At 51.9% G+C, this 24755-nt stretch carries 19 protein-coding genes; 7 read left to right on the forward strand and 12 right to left on the reverse strand.

From position 1 onward, the window contains the following. Positions 1 to 40 precede the first annotated feature (40 nt). Entirely contained in the window at positions 41 to 1495 is a 1455-nt protein-coding gene (locus P2G88_RS00875; protein WP_275793712.1) for a DUF1996 domain-containing protein, read from the reverse strand. A gap of 244 nt (positions 1496 to 1739) precedes the next feature. Between P2G88_RS00875 and dinB the strand changes: the two genes are divergently transcribed. The 3 genes from dinB (at position 1740) to P2G88_RS00890 (ending at position 4678) form a co-directional block, all read left to right on the forward strand. Continuing rightward, the gene (dinB, locus tag P2G88_RS00880; protein WP_275793713.1) at positions 1740 to 2816 is read left to right on the forward strand and encodes a DNA polymerase IV; all 1077 of its coding nucleotides are present in this window, start codon (positions 1740 to 1742) and stop codon (positions 2814 to 2816) included. A gap of 74 nt (positions 2817 to 2890) precedes the next feature. After that, a complete protein-coding gene (locus P2G88_RS00885) occupies positions 2891 to 4447 on the forward strand; it encodes a leucyl aminopeptidase family protein (RefSeq protein ID WP_275793714.1) in 1557 nt (518 codons plus the stop codon). A 3-nt stretch (positions 4448 to 4450) separates the two neighbouring features. Continuing rightward, the gene (locus P2G88_RS00890) at positions 4451 to 4678 is read left to right on the forward strand and encodes a DUF1653 domain-containing protein (RefSeq protein ID WP_275793715.1); all 228 of its coding nucleotides are present in this window, start codon (positions 4451 to 4453) and stop codon (positions 4676 to 4678) included. A gap of 47 nt (positions 4679 to 4725) precedes the next feature. On the opposite strand, the gene P2G88_RS00895 is transcribed toward P2G88_RS00890, so the two are convergent. Beyond that, complete coding sequence (locus P2G88_RS00895; protein WP_275793716.1) at positions 4726 to 7773, reverse strand: TonB-dependent receptor; 3048 nt, start codon at positions 7771 to 7773, stop codon at positions 4726 to 4728. A gap of 309 nt (positions 7774 to 8082) precedes the next feature. On the opposite strand from P2G88_RS00895, the gene P2G88_RS00900 reads away from it, so the two are divergent. From P2G88_RS00900 to P2G88_RS00915, 4 genes are all read left to right on the forward strand, one after another. Continuing rightward, the gene (locus P2G88_RS00900) at positions 8083 to 9189 is read left to right on the forward strand and encodes a histidine kinase (protein WP_275793717.1); all 1107 of its coding nucleotides are present in this window, start codon (positions 8083 to 8085) and stop codon (positions 9187 to 9189) included. Next, a complete protein-coding gene (locus tag P2G88_RS00905; protein ID WP_275793718.1) occupies positions 9182 to 9937 on the forward strand; it encodes a LytTR family DNA-binding domain-containing protein in 756 nt (251 codons plus the stop codon). The genes P2G88_RS00900 and P2G88_RS00905 overlap by 8 nt, the downstream gene beginning before the upstream one ends. 65 nt (positions 9938 to 10002) lie before the next feature. Beyond that, entirely contained in the window at positions 10003 to 10854 is an 852-nt protein-coding gene (locus tag P2G88_RS00910; protein ID WP_275793720.1) for an MBL fold metallo-hydrolase, read from the forward strand. Between the two features lie 39 nt (positions 10855 to 10893). Further along, positions 10894 to 11322 (forward strand): GNAT family N-acetyltransferase, encoded by a 429-nt coding sequence (locus P2G88_RS00915; protein ID WP_275793721.1) that lies wholly within the window; start codon positions 10894 to 10896, stop codon positions 11320 to 11322. Here the strand turns inward: P2G88_RS00915 and P2G88_RS00920 are convergent. From P2G88_RS00920 to P2G88_RS00965, 10 genes are all read right to left on the reverse strand, one after another. After that, positions 11319 to 12659 carry an NAD(P)/FAD-dependent oxidoreductase gene (locus P2G88_RS00920; RefSeq protein ID WP_275793722.1) on the reverse strand — a complete coding sequence of 447 codons (1341 nt, stop codon included), beginning with the start codon at positions 12657 to 12659 and terminating at the stop codon, positions 11319 to 11321. The genes P2G88_RS00915 and P2G88_RS00920 overlap by 4 nt on opposite strands. Then, complete coding sequence (gene kynU / locus P2G88_RS00925; RefSeq protein ID WP_275793723.1) at positions 12656 to 13933, reverse strand: kynureninase; 1278 nt, start codon at positions 13931 to 13933, stop codon at positions 12656 to 12658. Before kynU ends, P2G88_RS00920 begins: the two co-directional genes overlap by 4 nt. Before the next feature lie 101 nt (positions 13934 to 14034). After that, the gene (locus P2G88_RS00930) at positions 14035 to 14862 is read right to left on the reverse strand and encodes a cyclase family protein (RefSeq protein ID WP_275793724.1); all 828 of its coding nucleotides are present in this window, start codon (positions 14860 to 14862) and stop codon (positions 14035 to 14037) included. Continuing rightward, a complete protein-coding gene (locus P2G88_RS00935; protein ID WP_275793725.1) occupies positions 14859 to 15872 on the reverse strand; it encodes an amidohydrolase family protein in 1014 nt (337 codons plus the stop codon). The genes P2G88_RS00930 and P2G88_RS00935 overlap by 4 nt, the downstream gene beginning before the upstream one ends. Positions 15873 to 15881: 9 nt before the next feature. Further along, positions 15882 to 16424, reverse strand: coding sequence for a 3-hydroxyanthranilate 3,4-dioxygenase (locus P2G88_RS00940; protein ID WP_275793726.1), 543 nt, complete (start codon positions 16422 to 16424; stop codon positions 15882 to 15884). Between the two features lie 2 nt (positions 16425 to 16426). Further along, a complete protein-coding gene (locus P2G88_RS00945) occupies positions 16427 to 16849 on the reverse strand; it encodes a RidA family protein (protein WP_275793727.1) in 423 nt (140 codons plus the stop codon). Between the two features lie 330 nt (positions 16850 to 17179). Further along, positions 17180 to 18625, reverse strand: a complete 1446-nt coding sequence (locus P2G88_RS00950) for an aldehyde dehydrogenase (RefSeq protein WP_275793728.1) — start codon at positions 18623 to 18625, stop codon at positions 17180 to 17182. A gap of 9 nt (positions 18626 to 18634) precedes the next feature. Continuing rightward, positions 18635 to 19420 (reverse strand): SDR family oxidoreductase, encoded by a 786-nt coding sequence (locus tag P2G88_RS00955; protein ID WP_275793729.1) that lies wholly within the window; start codon positions 19418 to 19420, stop codon positions 18635 to 18637. A gap of 159 nt (positions 19421 to 19579) precedes the next feature. Next, complete coding sequence (locus P2G88_RS00960; protein WP_275793730.1) at positions 19580 to 22849, reverse strand: sensor histidine kinase; 3270 nt, start codon at positions 22847 to 22849, stop codon at positions 19580 to 19582. Positions 22850 to 23037: 188 nt separating this feature from the next. Further along, entirely contained in the window at positions 23038 to 24693 is a 1656-nt protein-coding gene (locus tag P2G88_RS00965) for an amidohydrolase (protein ID WP_275793731.1), read from the reverse strand. Positions 24694 to 24755: the final 62 nt, after the last annotated feature.

Consider the following 24755-nt stretch of genomic DNA (forward strand, 5'->3'; position numbering starts at 1 on the left):
TGTGAGACAAAAGCCCTGCCTTTAAGGCAGGGCTTTTTACTTAGTATCCCTGACCGTTATTGACTATTGGCGCTTCCTGCTGAGTACCAGGTCGGGTGCCAGATAAGCGGTATCCATTTGCCAGGTTACCATCATGGCAATCCAGGCGGCCCTTGATACAACCATCGACGATTTCTTCCATGATTTGCGGATGCCAGGCATTAAACCAGTCACCATGCAGTGAAATACCACCAGGAATGGTATCGGTCACCTCATACATATCGGCTGCCAGGCGCCAGCCACGGGTGCTACGATCGGTGGGGTGCTCATTCTCGGGTTTTACCGGAAAGGCGTAGTGGAAAGAGGGTCTGGCCAGCGCTACCGGATGGCTGGAAGGGCACTCCATCTTGCCGGTGGTTGCATTTTTACCGGGATAGGCCATATGACTCTTATGATCGGCTGAATCCAGATCGGTACCGTTCCAGCAACTGGGAAAGAAAATATCCAGACGCAGCCTGTCGGGCGTGCGACAGATGGGAATGCTGGCGCTCCACTGTGGATTGCTGCTGTCGTCAGACTGCCAGGACTGGCAATGCCAGCGCACGATAGAGGTATCCTGCTCCATGCCCGGCATCGCCATATGGTTACCGGCGATGATTCGAAGCCCTACTGGCACCGGCTGAATACTCTCGAGATCATCCACCGCCGCTGAGTAATAGAATATCTCATGGGCCACATCGTCATTGCCCACCACCGCCTTGACCACCTGCCAGGCTGGCTCTCCGTTTTCATCGGTCAGGCGTTCGCCGCTCTCCAGATCGTATGCCGGGGCCAGCAGTGATGGCATCCAGTAGGCACTGCGGTTTAGCGAGTTGCCCTGACAGCTGGATTCGCCGGTCGTTAGCAGTGACTCTGCTGTGGAGTCATGATCAGCCAGGGTATTTCCGTAGAAGCTATGCAGATGGGCGGCATTTTCCTGTCCCGGGAAAACAATGGGGTCGTTATAGCTGGAATGGGCAAAGTCACAGTTTATTCTCAATATACCGCGCCAACTTTGATTTTCCGTGGGGCTGGGCATTACCTCTGTGGCAATAAGCTCCTGATCACCCTCTTCGAAAATGTCCCGGGTTTGCCAGCTATGTTGTAGCCAGTCTCCCTCGGTATTGTCAGACGCCAAGGCACGGATTTGCAGATTATGTTCGCCTTCTGACAGCGGCATCAGCATCAGGGGCGATTGGCAGCTATCTATGCTTTCACCATCAAACAAACATTCATAGGAAGCAGCATCCGGAGCTGAGAAGGTGACCTCCACAAAAGCCGCCGTGCTGTCAGTAGGCAGCGCGTCGGAAATAATGCCCAGGTCATATGTTGGGGCAGCAGGTGGGGGCGTTACAGTGTCTACTGGAGTCTCGACAGGGCTTTCAGCGCTCGACTCAGCACTGCTGCCACCGCCGCAGCCGCTTAATAGTATTGCGATGGTTGTGCCTATCAGTAGGTTGCCAGTTGCTCGGTTCATTGGAATATCCTTTTGTTGCCATTGGATTGGCTCAATAAATGCGTGAGCCTCGATGGCAGCAAAATTAGCAGCACAATTGGCAAAAAAGGTGCAGCAAATGTGCAAAGAATGTGGAAACAAATCCATCGTTCGCAAGTCGACAAATGAATTCATCGTTGTATAAACGAACAGCGAAAGAGTCCTCTTGACTTATTCCGGTGTTAACGCAAAATAACTGTATAAATAAACAGTTTTATTGGGCCTTGTGCGTAAGATTATCCATATTGATATGGACTGCTTTTTTGCTGCGGTGGAGATGCGTGATGATCCCTCACTCAAAGAGGTGCCGCTTGCCATTGGTGGCAGTGCAGATCGACGTGGCGTGATTGCCACCTGCAATTATCCGGCGCGCCGCTTTGGTGTGCGTTCTGCCATGGCCACCGCCCATGCGCTTAAACTCTGTCCGCAGCTGGTATTGCTGCGTGGACGTATGGATAAGTATGTGGAAGTGTCTAAGCAAATCCGGCAAATCTTCGAACGTTATACCCATAAGATTGAACCCCTGTCGCTGGATGAAGCTTATCTTGATGTCAGTGACTCCGAGCTTTTCGGTGGTAGCGCCACGCTGATTGCCGAGGATATTCGCCGCCGCATTTTCGCCGAGACCGGATTAACCGCATCGGCAGGGGTGGCCCCCTGTAAGTTTGTAGCTAAAATTGCCAGCGATGAAAATAAACCAGACGGGCTTTGTGTGATCCCGCCCCAAAAATTGGACAACTTCGTCAAGACGCTACCCCTTAAGCGTATCCCCGGTGTTGGCCAAGTCACCTGGGAAAAATTGCAACACCTGGGGCTACGTACCTGTGAGGATGTGCGTTGTTATCCTTTCGATCGGCTGGTTAAACAATTTGGTAAGTTTGGGCCGGTACTGTGGCAACGGGCCCATGGTCAGGATGAACGCTTGGTCAGTAATGACCGCCAGCGCAAATCTGTCGGCGTAGAAGTGACACTGCCGGAGGATATCAGGGGCTTTGAACAATGCTGGTCGGTTATTGAAAGCCTTTATCCCAAACTGGAAAAACGCCTGAAAGCCCATCAGCAAAGTCATGCCGTGCAAACCCAGGGTATTAAAATTAAATTTGCCGACTTTCAGCAAACTACCGTAGAGCATCGCCATGGTCGACTTGAAAAAGCCTACTTTAAAGACCTGTTGAGTGAAGCTCTGGAGCGTCAAGCCGGCCGCGGCATACGTTTGGTTGGTTTGCATCTGGCCTTGCCAACAGAAACTGACAGTCAGCAGTTACCGCTTCCTCTGCCACAAGTTGAGACGCTGGCGGGATAAAGGCACAATAGCTTTATCCCTGCAGGCTGCCCCTGGTGGCGGTCTCTGTATCAAAACAGAATAAGAGGCTTTCAATGGCATTTCCCCTTCCTATCAATGAATCCAACCTTGAGCAAAGCATCCAGTCTGCCAGTCAGTGGGACGCAGTGATCCTGATCGCACCTGATACGAGCAGCCTGGACAGTCTTCTGCTAAAGCAAACCATCGCCGCTCATCAGCGCTTAGATGCCCGCATCGGCAAAGAGCCGGTGTTGATGGTCTCCAGCGAAATTGCGGGTGGTCGTTTGGTGTTTGCACCAACGGGACCTTTGGGTCGCGATTATGATGATGTGCGCCGTTTTTCCGATGCTGCCAAAAAGGCCATTGTAATAGCCCGCGATGCTGGTGCCCGCAAGCCACTATTAATGGTAGCGGGTGTGCCTGACAGACAAGACTATGCGCATAGCCTGGAAGTGGCCTACTTGGGTGCCTGTCAGGCGCTTTGGCAGCCTCTGGAGGCGCGCGAAGCACTAGGCGAAAAAGAGATTGAGCCGGTAGAAGCCATTGGTTTATTGGCCCGAGACAAGCTGGATATGGGCCGTTTGGTTGCATTGGAAGCCGGTAAGCGGGTGGCCCGCGACTTGTGCGGTACCGAGCCCGAACGCATGGCGCCACCCCGTTTTGCCGAGTACTGCGAAAAGGCGTTTACGGGTAGTGCAGTAAGCGTCAGTGTGCTCAGTGACGATACCAAAATTCGTCAGGATTACCCTTTGTTGCATGCTGTGGCACGTGCCTCTACCCATGTTGAGCGCCATCAACCTCGCGTTATTCGCCTCGAATACCAGGGCGAGGGCGAGATACAACAAACCTTGCTGTTTGCCGGTAAGGGTCTGACTTATGACACCGGTGGTGCCGATCTAAAAGTGGACGGCCATATGGCCGGTATGAGCCGGGATAAAGGCGGCGCCGCCGCAGTAGCTGGCTTTATGCAAACTCTGGCACAGATCAAGCCCAAAGGTATCCGCGTGATCGCCGAAATTGGCGCGGTGCGCAATAGCATAGGCTCTGACGCTTTTGTGGCCGATGAAATTATCACCAGCCATGCCGGCAAGCGCGTACGTATCGGTAATACCGATGCCGAAGGCCGTCTGGTATTGGCAGATCTGCTCTCCCATCTGCGTGAAGATGCGAAAGCGGCGGTGAACCCCAGCTTGTTTTCCATCGCTACCTTGACCGGCCATGCTGCCAGAGCGGTGGGTGGTTATACGGCTTATGTGGAGAACGGGCCAGCTCGTGCCGCCAAGTGTTCACAGAAACTGACCGAAATGGGCGATTTGTGGGGTGATCCCGGCGAAGTATCACGCTCTCGTCGTGAGGATTACCACTTTATTCGTCCGCGCAGCAAAGCCGACGATTTACTGTCCTGTAACAACGCCCCTTCTTCTGCTACACCCCGTGGTCACCAATTCCCCATGGCATTCCTGGCAGTAGCTTCGGGCCTTGATGCTCATGGAATTGACAGCACATTGCCGATGCCTTACGTGCATATCGATATTGCCGGTAGTGGCGTAGACGGTGGTGATTGGCAACATGATATGCCATCTGGTGCGCCTGTGGTGGCGCTGGCTGCCCGCTATCTGGGACAGGGCTGAAGCATGGCCCTGCAGCCTGGGCGCTATCGCCATTACAAGGGCAAGGATTACGAGGTGCTCGGCGTTGCCCGCCACTCGGAAGATGAATCCGAGCTGGTGGTTTACCGCCCTTTGTATGGCGAGGGGGGCCTTTGGGTCAGGCCGCTGACCATGTTTTTAGAGCAGGTAGAGGTCGACGGGGTTAAAGTGCCCAGATTCCGGGCTGTGCCCGAGAACAGTCAAGAGTTTTGAAAATGAAAAGCGGGACATGATGTCCCGCTTTGTTTTGTTATCAATTATTAGAACTTCAGATTAGCCGACAGTGTGATACGTCTTCCCACTACATCATAAAGTGATGGGTCGGTACCAGATTGCACATTCGGTGCGTAAAGCTCTGGTTCGGTGTCAAACAGGTTGTTGACGCCCAATCTCAGCGTGTGGTTCTCCGCCAGGTGGTAGGTTACCGAGGTATCCCAGTACATGGTGGAGCCGGTACCGCTAGGCGCAGGTTCACCAATCATTTCCACCGCCAGGCGGTTTTTCATACCATCAATATAACGGCCACGCAGCGCGATATCGAAATCACCAATATTAATGTTGGTATTCAGATTCGCTTTCCAGGATGGGAATGACTGACCCAGACCGGCACCGAAGTAAGCAACCGTATCGGCATAGTCGATGGCCGGAAGGAAGTCACGTTCTTGGGTTTTGAACTCTAGGATATGGTTCAGGTAGAAGTCCATTTTGATAAAGGCGCCACCTAACCAGTCTGTGTCAAAACTCCAGGACGCCTGCATATCGATACCCGAGGTTTTGATAAAGCCGGAATTGATGCCTGGCAGGCTGCCGTCAGCCGTGTTGGGATCGGCGAGGAAGAAAATGTCGCCGCCTCCCCGGACAATATATTGACAGGAATCCTGGCTTGCACTGAGGTTAGGGTTATTGCCGTAGTAGTTATAGCAATCGGCAATAATCAAGTTGACGTTGGGCGCGATGATGGCGTCTTCCACATCGATGTTGTAATAATCCAACGACATGGTAACGCCGTTCTCAAAGCTCTGTACCGCACCAAGGGTAAAGGTGTCGGCCGTTTCAGGTTTCAGCTCTACGTTGCCGGCAGTGCTGATTGAGGCTTGTGTGCCAGGTGTTTGCACATAGGTCGCCGGTGAGGATACACCGGTAGCTTGGCAAAGCGCTGCGCCTTCTGCACCGTTGTCAGCCCTGAACTGAGTACCGTTTGAGCATGGATCGAAGTACTGCGGGGCGCTGCCGCCACCGTCAAACAACTCGGTAAAGTTGGGCGCCCTGACCGCACGTTGATAGGAGGCGCGGATCCTGGGCAGACTGTCATCGATATTCCAGCTGAATTCAGCTTTGTAAGCGGAATTACGATCCTTCTCACCTTCAATGGCATTAACCACATCGGTAAACTTGGATTCGGATGTGCGATAACCCAGACTCAGGTCGATAGATTCGGCAAAGCTTGCATCTTCTACCAGGGGAATAAAGGCTTCCAGGAAAATGTCGTTAAATTCGTTTTCGCCGCCTGCAGGGTTTTGCGTGTTAAAGCCGGAGACGGGGCCGCTTAATGCGCCGGGATCCAGTTCATATTCGAACTTGCGACTTTCCATACCCAATACCACACTGAGCATGCCGGCCGGTAATTCGAACAGATCGCCAGTGACATAACCTTGCATGATTTGCTGGTTAAACTCACGGGACAATGTGGCATCCAGGGTCAGATAGTCTGCACATTCCTGAGATACCGAATTCCGGCCAAAGGGATTGTATCCACCGGAACAGATACTGGCGCCGCCATCCGGTGCTGCCAGAAGATCCATCATACGCTGAGTGTCCAGGTTGCCTGTCTGGGTTTGTTTAATAGTGGTTTTGCCCTGCATGGCATAGACTTCCCAGCTCCAGAAGTCGTTAATGTCTCCTTTGAAGCCGAGCATATATTGGACAACGGTGTTGTCACGCTGTGACCCCCGCAGACCACCCCACAGAGATCGCTGTCTCATCAGGAAGGGTTCGGTTGCCCCTGAACCCACCAGTGAGGCGTTGTCGCCGGTACGGGAGTTAAGCAGGGTCATAAAATCATCAGGGATAAAGGGGTTGGTCACAGGGATCACCAACTGATTGGCCACAACGCTGCCCGGCTCAACCAAATCTGAATTCACCCGATCGGTTGCTGTGCCGCCAGGTCCCTGGGTGCGGACGGTGGGGAAAGGCGTCGGCGCAAGCGCTGTCTCCGAGTTGTAATTGGTCCAGGAGGCGGAGGCAAATACTTCGACACTGTCGCTGATGGCATAGTCAAACTTGGTCGAGAAAGTCTTTCTTTCAAGCGGCAGGGTCAGAATGTTTACGGCGTCAAAGTTATAGCTGTATACATCCGGGAAAAGTGGACCGTTGACCGACAGGTCCACCGGGTAGCGCCAGTTCTGTACATCCAGGGGGCTGTTAAATACACCGGCAGAGAACATAGTGCCATCGGTATTAAAGCCCATAATGCTGCCGTTCGCCGGTACTGCACCGGCATCTACGCCATAACTACCGAAAACAGCGTCCACAGCGGCCTGACTGGGGTGGTTACCCGAGCTGAAGTAGCGCCCTTCAGGGAAGAAAGAGGTAGTGGAGGTGGCATTGGCGGAAAAGTCCCGTTGGGACTTGATCATGCCTTCACGTTTTGAATAGTCAAAGGCCATAATGGCATTGCCTTTACCTTCCTCAAAATTGGCTCCCGTGACTACAGAGAAGCCATATTCTTCGGCATCCCTTTCCTCAATGTGGTTGGAGTGAGTGAGTCTGAAGTCAAAGCCCTCAAAATCGTTTTTCAGTTTGAGGTTCACCGCTCCTGAAATGGCATCGGCACCGTAGGTGGCGCCCGCACCGCCGGTGATAACCTCAATGCTGTCAATCATGGCAGCAGGGATGGTGTTTAAATCCACCGTCATATTAGATGCTGATACCATGACCCTGCGACCATCAACCAGCACCAAGTTGCGGTTGGAGCCAAGGCCGCGCAAATCAATATTGGACTGGCCACCATTACCTGGGTTGTTGGATGTGGTAGTACCCGCAGGGTTGACCTGGGGCAAGGTGTTCATATAGGTATCCAGTGTAATGTCTGAACGGCTGTTCAGCTCTGCCGAGTCCACTGTCAGCATGGGACTGTTCGCAATGAGATCCGGATTCTTGATTCTTGAGCCGGTAATGGAAATTTTTTCCACCGCCGCTGTTTCTTCCTGGGCTTGCGCAATGGCCTGCAATGACATGGCGTATGCAGATACGCCTCCTAGCGTTAATGCCAGTCGCACGGCGGCCGATAGTTTGGTCCTGTTGTGCATGGTTTTCTCCGATTGTTGTACGAGGTCATTTAGATAACCTTTGTTATCGATGACTACGCTAGAGCCTGCGGGGTCAAGGAAATACTGGCGATCCGCAGAAGGAGGGCGTTGCGTGATAAACGGCGGGAGCCGTGGGGTAAGCGGGTTGAACTTCGTTTGTTGGCACAATTAACATGGCTCAAGGTATTGATATATAAGAAAAATATTTTACTTTGGTACAGGCTGGTGGTTAGCTTTGACCAATCGTAGTTTGCCTTAGATGGCTTGGGTGGTGAATAATCGGGCTTTCGCAGTGAGTACTGTTTTCAGATGTATCAGTTATTACGCTCTTATTTTCCAGGTCGGCGATTCTTAACCGCTAACGTTGTCCTGTGGCTTTTTATGGTCACCTTTTCGACTGACCAACGCTACAGAGCATTGGTCAAAGCCGAACAGCAGGTAGATTGGCTGGCACTTTGGGTAGACTATTTTCCATGGTGGCTACCTTGGGCGATTTTATCGCCCATTATTGTCGCCGGAACCCGTGCGATTGCCTCTAAGCATAAAAGCTGGCTTAAAAGCGCTACGCTGCATTTACTCATGCTGACCTGTATTTTCTGGCTATATGGTCTGATGGCCGTACCGCTAGTAACGCTTATTGAAAACAGCAGTGAAGAATTTACATTAAGTGCTGTCAAAGTCGGCTTTCAAACTTGGCTGAGTTTCAATTACTGGCATCTGGATTTCTTAATCTATTTGTCAGTGATCAGTGCCGGGTTCAGCCTGCAGTACTACCAACGTATGCTCAACGAAAAAGCCCACAGTGAAACCCTGTCTCGGCAGCTTGTTCAGGCAGAGCTGCAGGCGCTGAAGTCACAACTAAACCCCCACTTCTTGTTTAATACTTTAAATACCATTGCCAGCCTGATTCGCTTGGAGCATAAAGACAAAGCCATCAGGGCCCTGAGCGAACTCAGTATGATGCTACGCAAGGTCCTTGAAAATCAGCGGAATCAGATGGTGAGGTTGAGTCAGGAAATGGAGTTTATCCAATGTTATCTGAGCATACAGCGGATGCGCTTCGAGGAAAAACTAGAAACCAAGGTGGAAGTGGATCCCGCCTGTTTGGAGATGGAAATTCCTTTTATGCTGTTGCAGCCATTGGTGGAAAACGCGGTGCAGCATGGCTCTCAGTTGGAATCCAATAAAAATCTGCTGAGCCTCAAAGTGCATTGTTCACAAGGACAACTGCATATTAAGCTGATCAACAAAGTGCCTAAGCAAGATGAGCACAAAGGCTTTGGTATTGGTATCAGCAATTGCCGTGAGCGACTTGAACGTTTGTATGGCGGACGTTTCAGCTTTACTCTGAAGGAATTGGAAGACGACTATTTTGAGACATTGTTGAGTTTTCCTGCTGGAGATTGCGATGATTAACGTGTTAGTCGCCGATGATGAAACCCTTGCCCGGCAGACCATCTGTCTGTTGCTGAAGGATCAGGAAGGAATCGGTGAAGTGTTTGAGGCCGCAGACGGTAATCAAGCCGTGGCCTTGTATCAAAAAGAACAGCCCCAGTTGGTGTTTCTGGATATCCAAATGCCTGGACTAACCGGCCTGCAGGTGGCGGAACAGATTGGCCGCAACAGCGTTATTTTGTTTGTCACGGCCTATGACCAATACGCCATACAGGCCTTTGAGCTAAGCGCTGTAGATTATCTGCTTAAGCCCTATGATGATGAGCGATTTCATACTGCCCTGGAACGCGCAAAGAACAGGCTGAAAGAAAAACAGTTTGGTGATCACCAACAAATTGGTGAGTTACTGCGGCATATGATGAGCGAACAGGACCGTCACTATAAATCCCGGTTGGTGGTGAAGGATCCCGGACGCATCCGCCTTATCGATGTGGCCGATGTGGATTTCATCCTCGGCGCTGGAAACTATGCGGAACTGCATTTGTTTGACGGTAAGGTGGTACTGCACCGCGAAACCTTGGGTAGCTTGGAAAGCCAGCTCGATCCCAGCGTTTTTGTGCGCATACACCGCTCTTCTATTGTTCGCCAGTCGCGGATTGCAGAGCTTAAGCCCAATGAAAAAGGCGACTATAGCGTGCTGCTGAAAAGTGGCCATGAGCTGACCTTGTCCCGACGCAACAAACACAAGTTATCTGACTTATTGGGCTGAATTTTTTGATCTTTGTGCCGATGTCATGGCTATAGTTTGGAAGCTCAACACAACAAGGAGTAACCATGAAAAGATCAATAATTCTCGCCACCGCACTCTTCAGTCTGCAAGGTCTTGCCCAAAACGACTTTGCCAATGTGGTGATTGAACCCATCCATCTTGCCGATTCTGTGCATATGCTCAAAGGCGCCGGTGGCAATATCGGTGTTTCAGCAGGCAGCGATGGGATCCTGATCATTGATGACCAATACGAGCCCTTGGCAGAGCGCATTGCCAAAGCGCTGGAAGGTATCAATAAATCCAAGCTCAGCTATATCGTTAATACGCATTATCATGGCGATCACACGGGCTCCAATGCCTGGTTTAAAGAGCATCATCACGCCACCGTATTTGCCCATGAAAATGTGCGGGTTCGTTTAGCCGGTAAAGAGGATGTGCAGGCCAATACTTTGCCTGTGGTGACCTACGAACAAGGCGTGAAGTTTCACTTTAACGGCGAGACTATCAATGTGATGCATCTGCCCAAGGGGCATACTGATGGCGACAGTGTAGTCTTGTTTGAAAACGCCAATGTGCTTCACACCGGTGATTTATTCTTCGAAGGTCGCTTCCCCTATATCGATCTTAACGGAGGAGGTACGGTGGCAGGCTACATAGCCAATGTGGAGAGCCTGATTAGCAAAATTGGTGATGACACCAAGCTTATTCCGGGTCATGGCAAACTTGCCAATAAAGCTGATTATCAGCGCTTCCTGGCGATGATGAAGGAAACCGCTGCCGATGTATTGGCCAGAAAAAACGCAGGACAGAGCCTTGAGAAGATCACCAAAGATGGCCTCGATGCCAAGTGGAAAGATTGGGGCTGGGAATTTATCAGTGAAGAAAAGTGGATCGCCACCCTGTATAACGGCCAGTGATCTTTCACCAGGGACGGCACGTCAAATAAAGGGATAGATATGACTACATTGTTCGTCAGGCAAGCAACCCGTCAGGATATACCCGCCATGTCGGCTATTCGCATGGCGGTGAAGGAAAACCAGCTCTCTGATCCTAACAAGGTGACCATGCAGATGTATGAGGATTACCTGGAAAAGCTTGGCCGTGGTTGGGTTTGTGAAGTCGATGGGCTTGTCGTTGGCTTTGCCTATTTGAATCTCACTGACGACTCAGTCTGGGCGCTATTTGTTTCGCCGCAATACGAGGGACGGGGTGTGGGCCGGCAATTGATGGATACCTTGCTTGCCTACAGCCGGGACAACAATATCGGCGGGCTTTCACTTTCCACCGGTGCCAACACCCGGGCCGATGCGTTTTATCAGGCCCAGGGCTGGCAGCGTGGAGATATGCTGGACGATGGTGAGGTGTGCTTTAGCCTGGCACTTTAAAGCCCCGCGCTGGCTAAAACAGATTCCGCCTGGGTTTTATCCAATTGTTCGGCAGAGCTTACGCCCTCTGCCAACTGTGCCAGAATTTTCTTATGGATCTCACCCAAACGCTGCGCTTCGGCATAGGGCAGATGATGGAACATAACCATGGCATAGCGCGGGGTAAAACGTTCGGGAAACCACTGCTCTAACTTAAAGGCGATTTGTTTTTTCAGCAGATAATCGCTTTGCAAAACGCTGTCGCGCATCTCCAGATAGTTTTCGATGGCCATATCGGCAATGGCATTGCCGTTGGCAAAACGCAGATTTTCGGTTTTCTCAAAAATCCTGGCCCAATCCTGTTCTTCGTCCAACACCTTGGAAAAATCCAGCGCATCCTCAAAACCACAGTTCATGCCCTGGCCATGAAAAGGCACCACCGCATGGGCGGCATCCCCTAACAGCAAGGCTTTGTCCTGATAGTGCCAGGGCGCACAGCGCACCGTGGCCAGCCTGCTGGTAGGATTGTCGAAATATTCCTGCTGCAGGTTGGGAATAAGAGCTTTGAGATCGGCAAAATACGTAGAGAAGAAGCTATCCAGTTTATCCGCTGTATCGATACTCCCGAAGCTGATGTCTCCTTGATTGGGCATAAACAGGGTAACGGTAAAACTGCCATCCAGATTAGGCAGGGCAATCAGCATAAAGCCGCCCCTTGGCCAGATATGCAGGGCATCTTTGGCAATCTGAAAGCTGCCGTTTGGCCCTGGTGGTATACACAACTCTTTGTAGCAGTGGCCCAAAGGCTCTTCTTTGTTATAGCGACCGGCCTTTGCCATCAGCGCTTCGCGCACCGCCGAGCCCGCACCATCGGTACCGATAATGCGATTAAATGGATGTTCGCGGCTTTGACCATCTGGTCCACTGACCGATAGCCTATTGCTATCCAGATCGAGGCCCGTCACCTGATGCTCAAAGTGGATCTTTACCCGACCGCTTTGTTCGGCGGCATTAAGCATTAATTTATTCAGTTCTGCGCGCGATACCGAGTAGATCACTTCATGGGGCTTCTGGCCATAAGCCTGAAAATTGCTGTTGCCTTGCAGATCGTGAACCATGCGCCCACGCATTGGCAGTAGCAGTTTGTTGACCTCTTCCATCAACCCCACCGCCTCCAGGGCGCGAATACCGCGATTGGCCAGGGCCAGGTTGATGGAGCGACCAGCAGAAATGTCGGTGCGGCGCATATCGGGGCGGCGTTCGAAAATCCCTACCTGATAGCCGCGTTTGGCCAAAAACACCGCCAGCAACGAGCCAACCAGACCGGCGCCGGCCAAAGTGATGCGGTTATCTGTCATGCCAGACACTCCTTGAGGATTTGCACGAAACGGTATACGTCCATAAAGCTGTTGTATAAAGGTGCCGGGGCACAGCGGATAACATTAGGCTCTCGCCAGTCGGTGACCACCCCGCGAGCTTCCAACTGAGCCATCAGGGCCTTGCCGTTAAGATGGGGAAGGGTGACCATCAACGACAACTGACAACCTCGTTCCTTTGGGTTGTCCGGGGTGATAAAGGCAATTTTACCGGCCAACTCGTTTTTAAGCAGATAGGCCAGATAGCCGGTCAGCTTGACCGACTTTTCGCGCATGGCCTGAATGCCACCCGCCTGCTCAATCACATCAAAAGAGGCGCGGATGGCGGCCAGGGATAAAATCGGCGGATTGGAGAGTTGCCAGCCTTCGGCACTGGCAATGGCATGGAATTGATTACCCATTAAAAAGCGGCTTTGTTTGTCATGCCCCCACCAACCGGCAAAGCGCGGTAGTTGGGTGTTATGAGCGTGGCGCTGATGCACAAAACAACCGGCCACCGAGCCGGCGCCGCTATTCAGGTACTTGTACGAACACCAACAGGCAAAATCTACCTGCCAGCTATGCAGCTCCATTGCCAGGTTGCCGGCCGCATGGGCCAGGTCAAAGCCTACCAGAATCCCTTTGGCATGGGCGCGACGGGTGATTTCCCGCATATCCAATACCTGGCCGGTGTAATACTGCACACCAGGTAACAACAGTAAGGCAATTTCGTCGCCTTGTTGTTCTATCAGATCATAGAGATCCTGGTGGTTCAGCAGCTCTTCACCGGCTCTGGGTTTCCATAGCAGTAAAGCCTCTTGTGGTGTCAGGCCATGATGGCGGATTTGCGATTCCACTGCATAGTGATCGGAAGGAAAGGCATGATCTTCCACTAAAATCTTAAAGCGACTGCTGGTGGGCTGGTAGAAACTCACCATCATCAGATGCAGGTTGGCGGTGAGGCTATTCATCATCACCACTTCATCGTCTTTCGCACCGACCAGTTTGGCTGCTTGTTGGGTCAGAAATTCATGGTAGGGCAGCCAGGGATAATCCCCCTCAAAATGGCCTTTCACACCGCGCTGCTGCCAGCTGGTCAGAAACTCCTGAACATAGTCTGCGGTCAACTTGGGTTGCAGGCCTAAGGAGTTACCGGTGAAATACAGTTCATCGTCGCCATTAGCCTGTTTGGGAATGTGAAATTGTTCACGCATGGGAGCCAATGGATCCTGGCTATCCATTTCTTGGGCGAAGGCGACGCCGGCTTGGTATTGCATAGATTTTCCTTTTTTCACCGCAGAGTCACAGAGAGTAGATAACGCTTTTTGTCACAGACCATGTAACTAACTACTCCGTGCTCTCTGTGTCTCTGTGGTTATTATTTTTCCAGTTCTACAAGTGGATACAATATCGGTCGACTTGGCGCGGCATCGCTGTCAAAGGCCGGTACCTGTAAATTCAGTAGATAACTGCCATCGGGGATGCCCTCATCGGCAAAGATCATTTCGGTAATGGTTTTATGCCGCAGTGTGTGCTCACTTAACTGATGCGTGCCCGGTGCCACCTGCCAGAAAATATGGTGATTGCTTAACAGGCCCTCGTCGTACATCTTGTCCACGCTTGGCAGGTCGGTCAGCAGGTGCTGTACCCCCAATTCATTGAGATAGCGCAGCGCATCCATACTAAAGAAAGCCGGCTCTTCATCCTGACCATAGCGGCGGGTGAGTTTGCTCCGGTCGTTAGGCAGGGTTCGCACCAACACCGCCTGTAGTACTTCGCCGGGATAGTCAGAGAGTTTTTCCTCAAGCATGGCGCGGGTGATTAAACGGTCATTTTTCACCGGCGTTGGCAAATATTCATCATTAGTCTCTGCGGACATTACCGGCGTAACACTTACCAGCACCGCCGCGAGTAATTGCTCAGGAGCGATCGCACCGACAGACACCGGCTCATCAAGGATATGGCCGCAGCTTTCCGTATGGGTGCCGTTACAATGGGGAATAAAGCGCAGTTCGCTGACATTGCAGCTGCCACCGCGTCGGGTATCTCCCACAAAGCCTTCAATTTCCAGGGGCTTGGAAATGGCCTGTTCAACACCGAAATGATTGGGTTGCTCACCGTTAAAGTGAAGGCCAATAGCCACCGACAGCGGACAATCCATATTGGCTTGGTAAAGATGCCCCTGTATTTCCACTACAACTCTCATCGGATAAACCTCTCCATGGGCAGATTCAGCCATTCCAACGCCGTGCCATGTAACAGGCGCGCCTTGGTCTCTTTATTAAAATCACTGCTTTCAATCAGTTTGCCGGGTTCAAGTTCACCCAGCGGAAAAGGGTAGTCGGTACCAAGGGCAATGCGCTCGGCGCCCATCAATTCGACCAGATAACGCAGCATGGCGGGGTCGTGCACCAGTGAGTCCAGATAGATACGTTTTAGATACTCTTTTGGGGCATGGGGATTGTCGATAGCGCAAAGGTCGGGTCTGACCTCAAAGCCGTGTTGAATACGGCCTAAAGTGGCAGGAAAAGCGCCACCACCATGGGCAAAGGCGATACGAAGCTTAGGCAAACGTTCCAGTACCCCGCCAAAAATCAAACTACAGATGGCCAGCGCGCATTCGGTAGGCATCCCTACCAACCAGGGCAGCCAGTATTTGCCCATACGCTCCTTTCCCAGCATATCCCAGGGATGTACAAAGACAGCGGCGCCAAGGGCCTCGGCCGCCTCAAAAACAGGAAAAAGTTCAGGCGCATCCAGATTCCAATCATTCACATGGGAGCCGATTTGTACCCCGGCAAGGCCCAACTCTTTGACGCAGCGCTCCAGCTCCTTGATGGCCAGACCAGGTGCCTGCATGGGAATGGTGCCAAGGCCAGCGAAGCGGCTGGGATGGGCGTCACAGACGCCTGCGAGATGGTCATTCAGCAGCATGGATAAATCCAGCGCATGCTCTGGTTTGGCCCAGTAGCTGAACATCACCGGCACGGTGGAGAGTACCTGCACATCCACCTGGTGTTGGGCGCAATCCTTCAGGCGTGCGGCCGGATCCCAGCAGTTTTCATCTATTTCACGGAAAAACTTCTCATCCTGCATCATCCGCGCACAGCCGCATTTATGATGATCCAGGTGGATAAAGCCACCATAACCGTAGCGCGCTTTTAAATCAGGCCAGGTTTTGGGCAGGATATGGGTATGGATATCGATTTTAAGCACCGGATGTCCTTATTCGAGCTTGTTACTGGCGGGCATCACGGTGCCACATTGGTCACAGGTGCGATGTTCTTCGCTTGAGAAAAAGCGCTCGAAGACCGCATGAAAGTCCTTCTCTATATTGCGAAGGGGAAAGTATTCTTCATACAGCTTGTGGTCGCAGTGGTCACAAAACCACATCAGACCATCCTTTTCGCCTTCATCCAGGCGGCGCTTTTGTTCAATCACCAAGCCCAGGGAGTTGGCAAAGCGCACCGGCGAATGGGGCGTCTTGGGCGGCAGTAGAAAAATTTCACCTGCACGGATGGGATAAACTACCCGTTTGCCATCCACCATCAGGCGAAGCTCCATTTCCCCCTCTAACTGATAGAAAAACTCCGGCCCTTCGTTGTAGTGATAGTCGCGCCGGCCATTGGGACCGCCTACAACCATCACAATAAAATCCCCTTCATCGAAGACCTGCTTATTGCAGACCGGTGGTTTTAATTGGTGGCTATGTTCTGCAATCCATTTTTGAAAATTAAGCGGCGGTACCATCTTGAATGTACTTTGCATAGCTAGTCCTCAATGGTGGCGATACATTTCAGTTCGATGGCGATGGGGGTGGGCAAACTGCTGATCTCCACCGTGGTACGACAGGGCTGATTATCGGCAAAATACTCGGCATAAAGGCGGTTGTAGGTGGCAAAGTCGGCTTTCATATTGGTCAGAAACACTGTCACATCCACCAACTGCTCCCAGCTTGAACCAGCTTCTTCTAAAATGGCGCGCACATTGTTAAATACGCTATGGCACTGTGCTTCGATATCGTAGGCGCTGATATTGCCGTTCTCGTCTAAGGTCACCCCAGGGATGACTTTGGTACCGCGCTGACGGGGACCTACGCCGGATAAAAACAGTAAATTGCCTACCCGCCTGGCATGGGGATAGAGGCCCACCGGCTCCGGTGCCTTTTGCGATTCAAATTTGGTTGCTTTCATTATTTTTCCTTTTCACCACAGAGACACAAAGACGTCAGGGTTTTTGGACTCGATCAATTTCATTGCATTGTTAATCTTCGTGTTCTTCGTGGTTTTTTAAGTCAAATTTCCACCACAGAGACACGGAGAGCACAGAGAGGGAGGTATTCTTGATTCTCATCCCCCTTAAAATCTCCGTGAACTCTGTGTCTCTGTGATATTTATCAAATACCGATTTTCACCACGAAGCCACAGAGAGCACAGAGAGGTTTGGATGTCAGATGTCGTGATCTTCACCTTTAAGATCTCCCTTTGCTCGGTGTCTCTGTGGTTCATAAAAATTCTTTTCGGTTAAATAAACGAGATACAGACGTTCTTTACTTCGGTGAAAAAGCGCATGGCTTCCAGGCCGCCTTCGCGACCGAGGCCCGAGCCTTTCATGCCGCCAAAGGGCGTACGTAAATCCCGTAACAACCAGCAGTTGACCCAGACAATCCCGGTTTCCAGCTTTTCGCCAAGACGATGGGCGCGCGCCAGGTCGGATGTCCATAAGGTCGACGCCAGGCCGTATTGGCTATCGTTGGCCATGACCAGCGCTTCCTCTTCTGTATCAAAAGGCTGCAAGGTTACAACGGGGCCGAAAATCTCCTCCTGATTAGTACGACAGCTATTGTCGAGGCCCTCAAAGACCGTCGGCTTCACAAAATAACCCTCCGCGCAGCGTCCAGGCACCTGGACTTGCTCGCCACCACAAAGCAGGGTACCGCCCTCATCTTTGGCTAATTGGATATAGCCAAGCACCTTATTCAGATGGGCCTGGGAAACCAGTGCTCCAAATTTGCACTCCACTTGCGCCGGATCGCCTGGAATAAGGGACACGGCCTTTTCCACAAAGGCGGCTTTAAAGCGATCATAAATAGGGCGCTCGATATAAAGCCTCGAAGGGCAAAGACAAATCTGCCCCTGATTGGCAAAGCTGGCGCGCACCAGGGCATCTACGGTCTTATCAACATCACAATCGGCGAACACCAGCGCCGGGTTTTTACCACCAAGCTCCAGGGAGACTTTCTTAAGCTGACCTGCTGTGGCCTGTGCTATGGCTTTACCGGTCGCGGTGCCACCAGTAAAGGAAAGCCCCTTGATCTTGGGATGACTGACCAGGGCTGCACCAATATCAGCACCGCGGCCATGCAGGATACTCAGTACCCCCGGTGGCAGACCCGCATCGTTACAGATTTCACCCAACAGATAAGCAGTTAACGGAGTGATTTCCGACGGTTTGGCAATCACACAGTTGCCTGCAGCCAAGGCCGGCGCGATTTTCCAGGTAAACAGATACAGAGGCAGATTCCAGGGGGAGATACAGCCGACAATGCCCAAGGGCTGTCGCAAACTGTAATTGATCGCACTACCGGCCATGGCATGGGCTTCGCTGGAAAACTGCGAGCAGGCATGGGCAAAAAAGGCAAAATTGCTGGCCGCACGGGGAATATCCACCATCTTGGCCAGACTGAGTGGCTTGCCGTTGTCTTTACTTTCGGCTGCGGCCAGCTCTTCCAAGCGCTCGAGTATTCGTTGCGAGATACGAGTGAGAATATCGGCGCGTTGCTCAAGTGGCATGGCTGACCAGGCGGGAAAGGCCTTATCCGCGGCATCGATGGCCAAGGTCAAATCCGCTTCATCGGAGTCGGGAATTTGCCCATAAACCTTGCCGCTGGCGGGCTCGATATTATCCAGATAGCGTCCGCCTTTGGGCGCCAAAAACTCACCATTGATAAAATTAGCCAGGATTTGCATATCAAATCCTTACAGACAGGCGGTGCGCCCGCCATCGACCGGCAGGTTAACCCCGTTGATATAACTGGCGGCGGGGCTGGCTAAAAAGGCCACGGCGGCAGCCAGTTCATGGGCTTCGCCAAAGCGGCCGGCCGGAATACCGGCTTTTTCATCGGCGATGACTTCCTCTATGGATTTGCCGCTTTTGGCCATTTTGTTTTGGATAATGGCCTCTAATCGCACCGTATTGGTGGCGCCGGGCAGCACATTGTTCACGGTGATACCGAATTGCCCCAGTTCGTTGGCCAGGGTCTTGGCCCAACTGGCCACCGCGCCGCGAATGGTATTGGATACTCCCAGGCCGACAATGGGCTGTTTTACCGAGGTAGAAATAATGTTGACAACGCGCCCATAGCCCGCCTTTTTCATGGCTGGAAAGCAGGCTTGCACAATATGCTGATTGCTAACCAAGTGCAGGTTAAAGGCATTGATAAAGGCTTGGGGGTCGGCTTGGTGCGCCGGACCCGGGGCCGGGCCGCCGGTATTGTTAATCACAATCTCAATAGAGTGGCTGTATGTGTAGCTTTCGATAGCCGTTTTTACTTCCTGAGGATTGGCAAAATCTGCCAGCAAAACTTCATGCCGTTGACCAAGACTGACGTCCAATTCAGCCAATACGGCCTCAAGCTTTGCCTGATTGCGGGAGAAAAGCGTCACATTGGCACCCAGCGAGGCCAATTCGATAGCGCAGGCTTTACCAATGCCTTGGCTGGCGCCGCACACCAGCGCCCGCTTGCCCTTGAGAGATAAATCCATGGAGATAACTTCCTGAAAATTGTTGTCTTTTGCTGACGATGCAGTCGCCAGGTTGTTAACAACATTGCAGAAGTTTTAACAAATGATCAACAGGTCATCTGCCCAGATCCGGTAATCCGAATCACCGAAAAATATCGCTCCTGTTCATTCAGCTTGACGCTATTGTGTCATGGGTGCCGAGCGAGGTAATCTTAGCGTGCAACTAAAGCCTTTTCCTTCTGCACTCTGGATATCGATTTGCCCACCCAACAGTTGCGTGGTGAGGTTATACACCAAGTGCATCCCCAAACCTGAGCCACCTTCTCCGCGTTTAGTGGTAAAGAAGGGTTCGAAGATTTTGTTCAGGGTCTCCTGGCCCATGCCCTTACCGTTATCTTTATAGACAAAGGTGATTAAATCGGTTCCTTGCGTCACTTCCAGCGACATTTCACCGGGTGGGTGAATATCAAAACCGTGCATCACCGAGTTGCTTATCAGATTGCTGAAGATTTGAAACAGGGCGCCGGGATAAGTGTTCATTTCGATGCCCACAGGACAGCTCCAGACAAACTTATGTTTGCCCTTGCGGTATAACGGCTCCAAAGCGTAGGAAACTTCCTGGAGGAAATCATGAACTTGAATTTCACGCCGTTGCTCACTGCTTTGATCAACCGCCAGTTGTTTAAAACTGCTAATCAGGTTTTTGGCACGTTCCAAACTACCGAGAATTAGTCGATTTGATTCGGTCACATTGCTGGCATAAGTCTGCAGACTCGATTTGGTCAGCTTGTTATTGGCCACTTTATTCAGCAGTTGCTGGGTGGCGGTATCCATGGTTGAAGCCGCTGTCACTGCAATCCCGATTGGGGTATTGATTTCATGGGCAATACCGGCGACCAGATTGCCCAAGGATGCCATTTTTTCTTGTTCTATCAAGCTCTGCTGAGTTTGTTGCAACTCTTCGGTACGCTCGGATACCAAAGAAGCCAGCTGATCGGCGCGTTTGGCAATTATGCGGGTGCGGATTTTAATCAGGGTAATTATTGAGACGACGGCAACAATGAGCAAAATGCCCAAGAACCAAGAGGTCTGCCAATACTGAGGCATGACGCGCAACATAAGGCCGAACTCCTGCTCGTTCCATTGCCCTAATCTGTTGGTTGCTTTCAGTCGAAACCGGTAGTCTCCTGGCCACAAGTTACTGTAGGAGGCAACCCGGCGCTCGGCATCGGTGCTTATCCAGTCGTCATCGAAGCCATCGAGTCGGTATTGATACTTAACCCGCTCCGGGGCAGAGTACTCCTGCGCCGCAAACTCGATACTGATGCTTTTGTTGCCAGCCTCGATGACCACTAGTTTTTCATTATCTTGCAGTGGGTGGAAAGCGCCGTCTATACGCAGATCAGTCAGCACTATTTTGGGTTGTCGCCGCCAGGGCTCAAATTTATCCGGTTCAACAAAAAGCAGGCCGCTACTGCCACCGAACAACATGATGCCATCCTGGGTTTGGCTGTGGGAGCGATACCAATTGGTACCCAGGGCCACCCCATCAGCCTGTTGCAGCGGTGTCATGGTATTATTGGCAGGATCATAGACATGTTGTGGGGTCCAGATCCTGCCTCTGCTGTCCTGCAGCAAATTTGCCCCCATAGGGCGACCGTTCAATTTGAATTTTCTGCTGATGTTAACGGCGGTGGCATCACCCTTTTCATCAAATTGGACTTTATGTAACCCTTCTGTGGTATCCAGCCACAAAAAATCGTCGGCTCCGAGCATGCCGACAATGCTCATGGTCGGCAGCGGTTGGCCACTATCGCTTTGCCCGTCCACCTGAACCAGGCCCCTGGCGCCTGCATCCAGCCGGTAAAGGCCTGTGGCGCCGGTCGCTACCCACAGCGTTCCTCGATTGTCTTCGTGCAGTGCATTGATGCCATCTTCCATGGGACTGCCGATAGCCATACCATACTTGCTGATACGATCTTCGGCCGCCGACCACTTTTGCAACCCCCTGTTGGTACCAATCCAAACGTCACCGTTACGGGAAACCCAAAGGCAACGGATATTGGCATTTTGGAAACCCTTGTCTTGGTCGTAAAGCTCAAATATTTGCTCACTTTGACGATAGCGATATAACAGGCCCGGATTGGCTCCCACCCAAATATCGCCCTGTGGACGCTGTACCATGGCAGTTATCCAGCCTCCTGCTAGCTGTCCATCCTTACCAGCATCGGGATGATAATGATCGATCACGCCCTGTTCCGGCTTAAAAACATCTATGCCATTGCCTCGCGTGCCCAGCCACAGGGTGCCGTCCTGAAGGGCCAAGGTACTGCTGATATTGGGATCAGAGAGGGAATTGGGGACGATCAAGCTATGCCTGAACATATGCAGTCCACGACTATCATCTAACTTGCGTTGCAAGCCGCCGCCAAAACCGGCAACCCAGATCAGGCCACTTTGGTCTTTTAAAATATCGCGAATATCACTGTTCGCCAGGCTGAAGGGATTGGAAGGATCGTGGATTTCCCGGCTTATCCATTGACCATTATCGAAGTTGGCGCGATCTATCCCGCCGATGCGGGCCACCCAGATTTCGTTATCGGAAATTTCCCTGAAAGCATAGATAGGGGCCGAATTCAGCTGACTATCAATACCTTCCAGCATGGGGGTAAAAGCTTTGGTATCCGGATCCAGGCGCAGTGCACCATTGTATTCTGTACCAATCCAAAGCTTGCCAAGGCTGTCCTTATACAAGGTTCTGACAAAAAGACTGTCTCCAGAGCTATCATCAGGATAGGGCACGGCAATAAAATCATCACTTCCGGGCCTATATAGGTTCAAACCGCCACGGCTGCCAACCCATAAACGTCCGGCGTTATCGGTGACCAATGATCTTATATCGCCATGTAACAGGCCCCGACTGAATCCCGGATACAGGCGATAGCTGCCATCGGCAAGCATTCTTACCAAGCCATTCCCTGTTCCCAGCCACATATCGCCATTATCTGCTTCGGCAATAGCCGAAACAGAGGCAAGCTGAGGCGCGACTTCGATATCGGCGTTGCTGAAAGGACGTTCAAAACTATCTGTCTGTGGGCGGTAAATGGAGAGACCGCCGGGTTCTGTACCTACCCAAATACTGCCATCTTTGCGCGCAACCAAGGCTCGCACAAAATTGCCGCCAAGGGACTGGGGGTCGTCCTCATCGTGTATATATAACTTAAAGCGATAGCCGTCATAGCGCACCAGACCGGCAGCGGCTCCAACCCAAATGAAGCCATTACTGCCTTGGGCCAGTGAACTGACCACATTCTCGGGGATCTGTCTGGCATCACCAACGCTGACAAATTGCGGTTGGCTCGGAGGAAACTGGGCCTGCGCCTGCCAACTGGCGGAGATCAGCGCGTTTAGCAGAACGCTATACAGGGTGATTTTGCGCCAATACTTCATCCGGATGACCTCTGAGGAAACACAACGGCGAAACAAGATATTCATCAATACCAATATAGCGAGTATTTATTGATCAAAGAACGACTAATGTGAGGAAATTTTGTGCTGATGCAAAGAAAAAAGCGCCGAGAGTCAGTCGCTTGGAAGCATTTTGCCTGCAAGCGACTGTTATAAGAACGAGACTGACCTTAATGCTGAAATACAGATTCACCGGCCAGCCAGGTTTGTAGCACCTGGGTTTGCCAAAGCGTACTGGCATCGATATTAAAGATGTCCCGGTCAATCAGGATAAAGTCAGCCCATTTGCCTGCTTCAAGATTACCCAGGATATTCTCCTGATGCGCGGCATAGGCTGCATCCAGGGTAAAAGCGCGAAACGCCTGTTCCAGCGTGAGTTTCTCTTCAGGTAGCCAGCCGCCTGGCGGTTCGCCTGCGTGGTTTTGTCGTGTTACCGCGGAATACAGGCCATGGAAGGGATTGGCCAATTCCACTGGGAAATCTGAACCTGCAGCCACCACAGTGCCCTGCTTTAAAAAGCTTTGCCAGGCATAGGCGCCTTGAAGGCGTTCTTCACCCAAGCGATCGCCGGCCATATTCATATCGCTGGTGGCATGTACCGGCTGCATGGAGGCGATAATATCCAGGGTTTTGAAGCGCGGAATATCTTCAGGCGAGACGATTTGCGCATGTTCTACGCGATTACGTAGTTCACGCCCACCGACCTTTTTATACGCCGCTGAAAAGTTGTCCATGGCCAGGCGATTGGCGCGATCGCCAATGGCGTGATAGTTAAGCTGAAAGCCGGCGCCCAATACTTTTTCAAATAGCGGGGCCAGATCCTTTTCGGCAGTCACCAGTAAACCACGGTTATCCTTATCATCGGAGTAGGGTGCCAGCAGGGCTGCGCCACGACTGCCCAAAGCCCCGTCACCAAAGGCTTTAACACTTTGGATCCATAGGCGATCGTCCTGCAGATGCTGATGACCTTTTTCCAGCATCTTATCCAATATAGGGTCGGCGGCCGAAATCATGGCGTAGATGCGTACACCCAAAGCATTGGCCTTGGCCTGATCCAGATAGAAATGGTAGGTCTCATGATCGATACCGGCATCATGCATACTGGTGATCCCCAAGGATAGCAGGTGCCCGGTAGCCGCCTTTAATGCGCGCGCTCTGGCGGCATCGTCGATTTTTGGTAAGTGTTTTCCCACTAACGGCATGGCATTGTCGATAAGCACACCGGTGGCATTGCCTTGTGCGTCTCGAACTATCTGTCCACCCGCAGGATCTTTGGTGTTTTTGTCGATGCCGGCCAAGGCTAAGGCCTTGCTGTTTACCCAGGCGGCGTGGCCGTCTACCCGTTCAAGCCAGACCGGCTTATCGGCGATTAATGTGTCGATCTGCGCGGCGGTGGGGAATTGCTTACCCGGCCATAAGACCTGGTTCCAACCCCGGCCCACGATCCAAGGCAAATCAGGATTGGCTTTGGCATATTCGGCGACTTTGGCTACAGCATCCTTCGCACTTTTAGCCTCGCGTAGCTCAACTTGCAGCAGATTATCCCCCAGGCCCAGCAGGTGCCCGTGGGCATCAATCAGTCCTGGCAGCAGGGTCTTTCCCTGGCCATCAATGCGCTTGGCATCGGGATACTTAGCCAGCAAAGAGGCATCGCCTGTGGCCAGTACTTTGCCATCTTCAAAGGCCAGGGCGGAGAAGGTGACAAGGCCTTTATCGGGCAGAATATGGTAGCCCTGGACATTCTCGATCAGGGTCGGCGCGGCACTTAGGGTGATGCTGGTCACGAGGGAAAATAGCGAAATAAATCTTATGGTTAAACGCTTCATTTTGGATGCACTATTGCAAGAAGATGCTAGTGTGATAACACAGAATAAGGCGAGTGCCAAAT

Source organism: Aliiglaciecola sp. CAU 1673 (assembly GCF_029223185.1).
Lineage (GTDB): Bacteria > Pseudomonadota > Gammaproteobacteria > Enterobacterales > Alteromonadaceae > Bowmanella.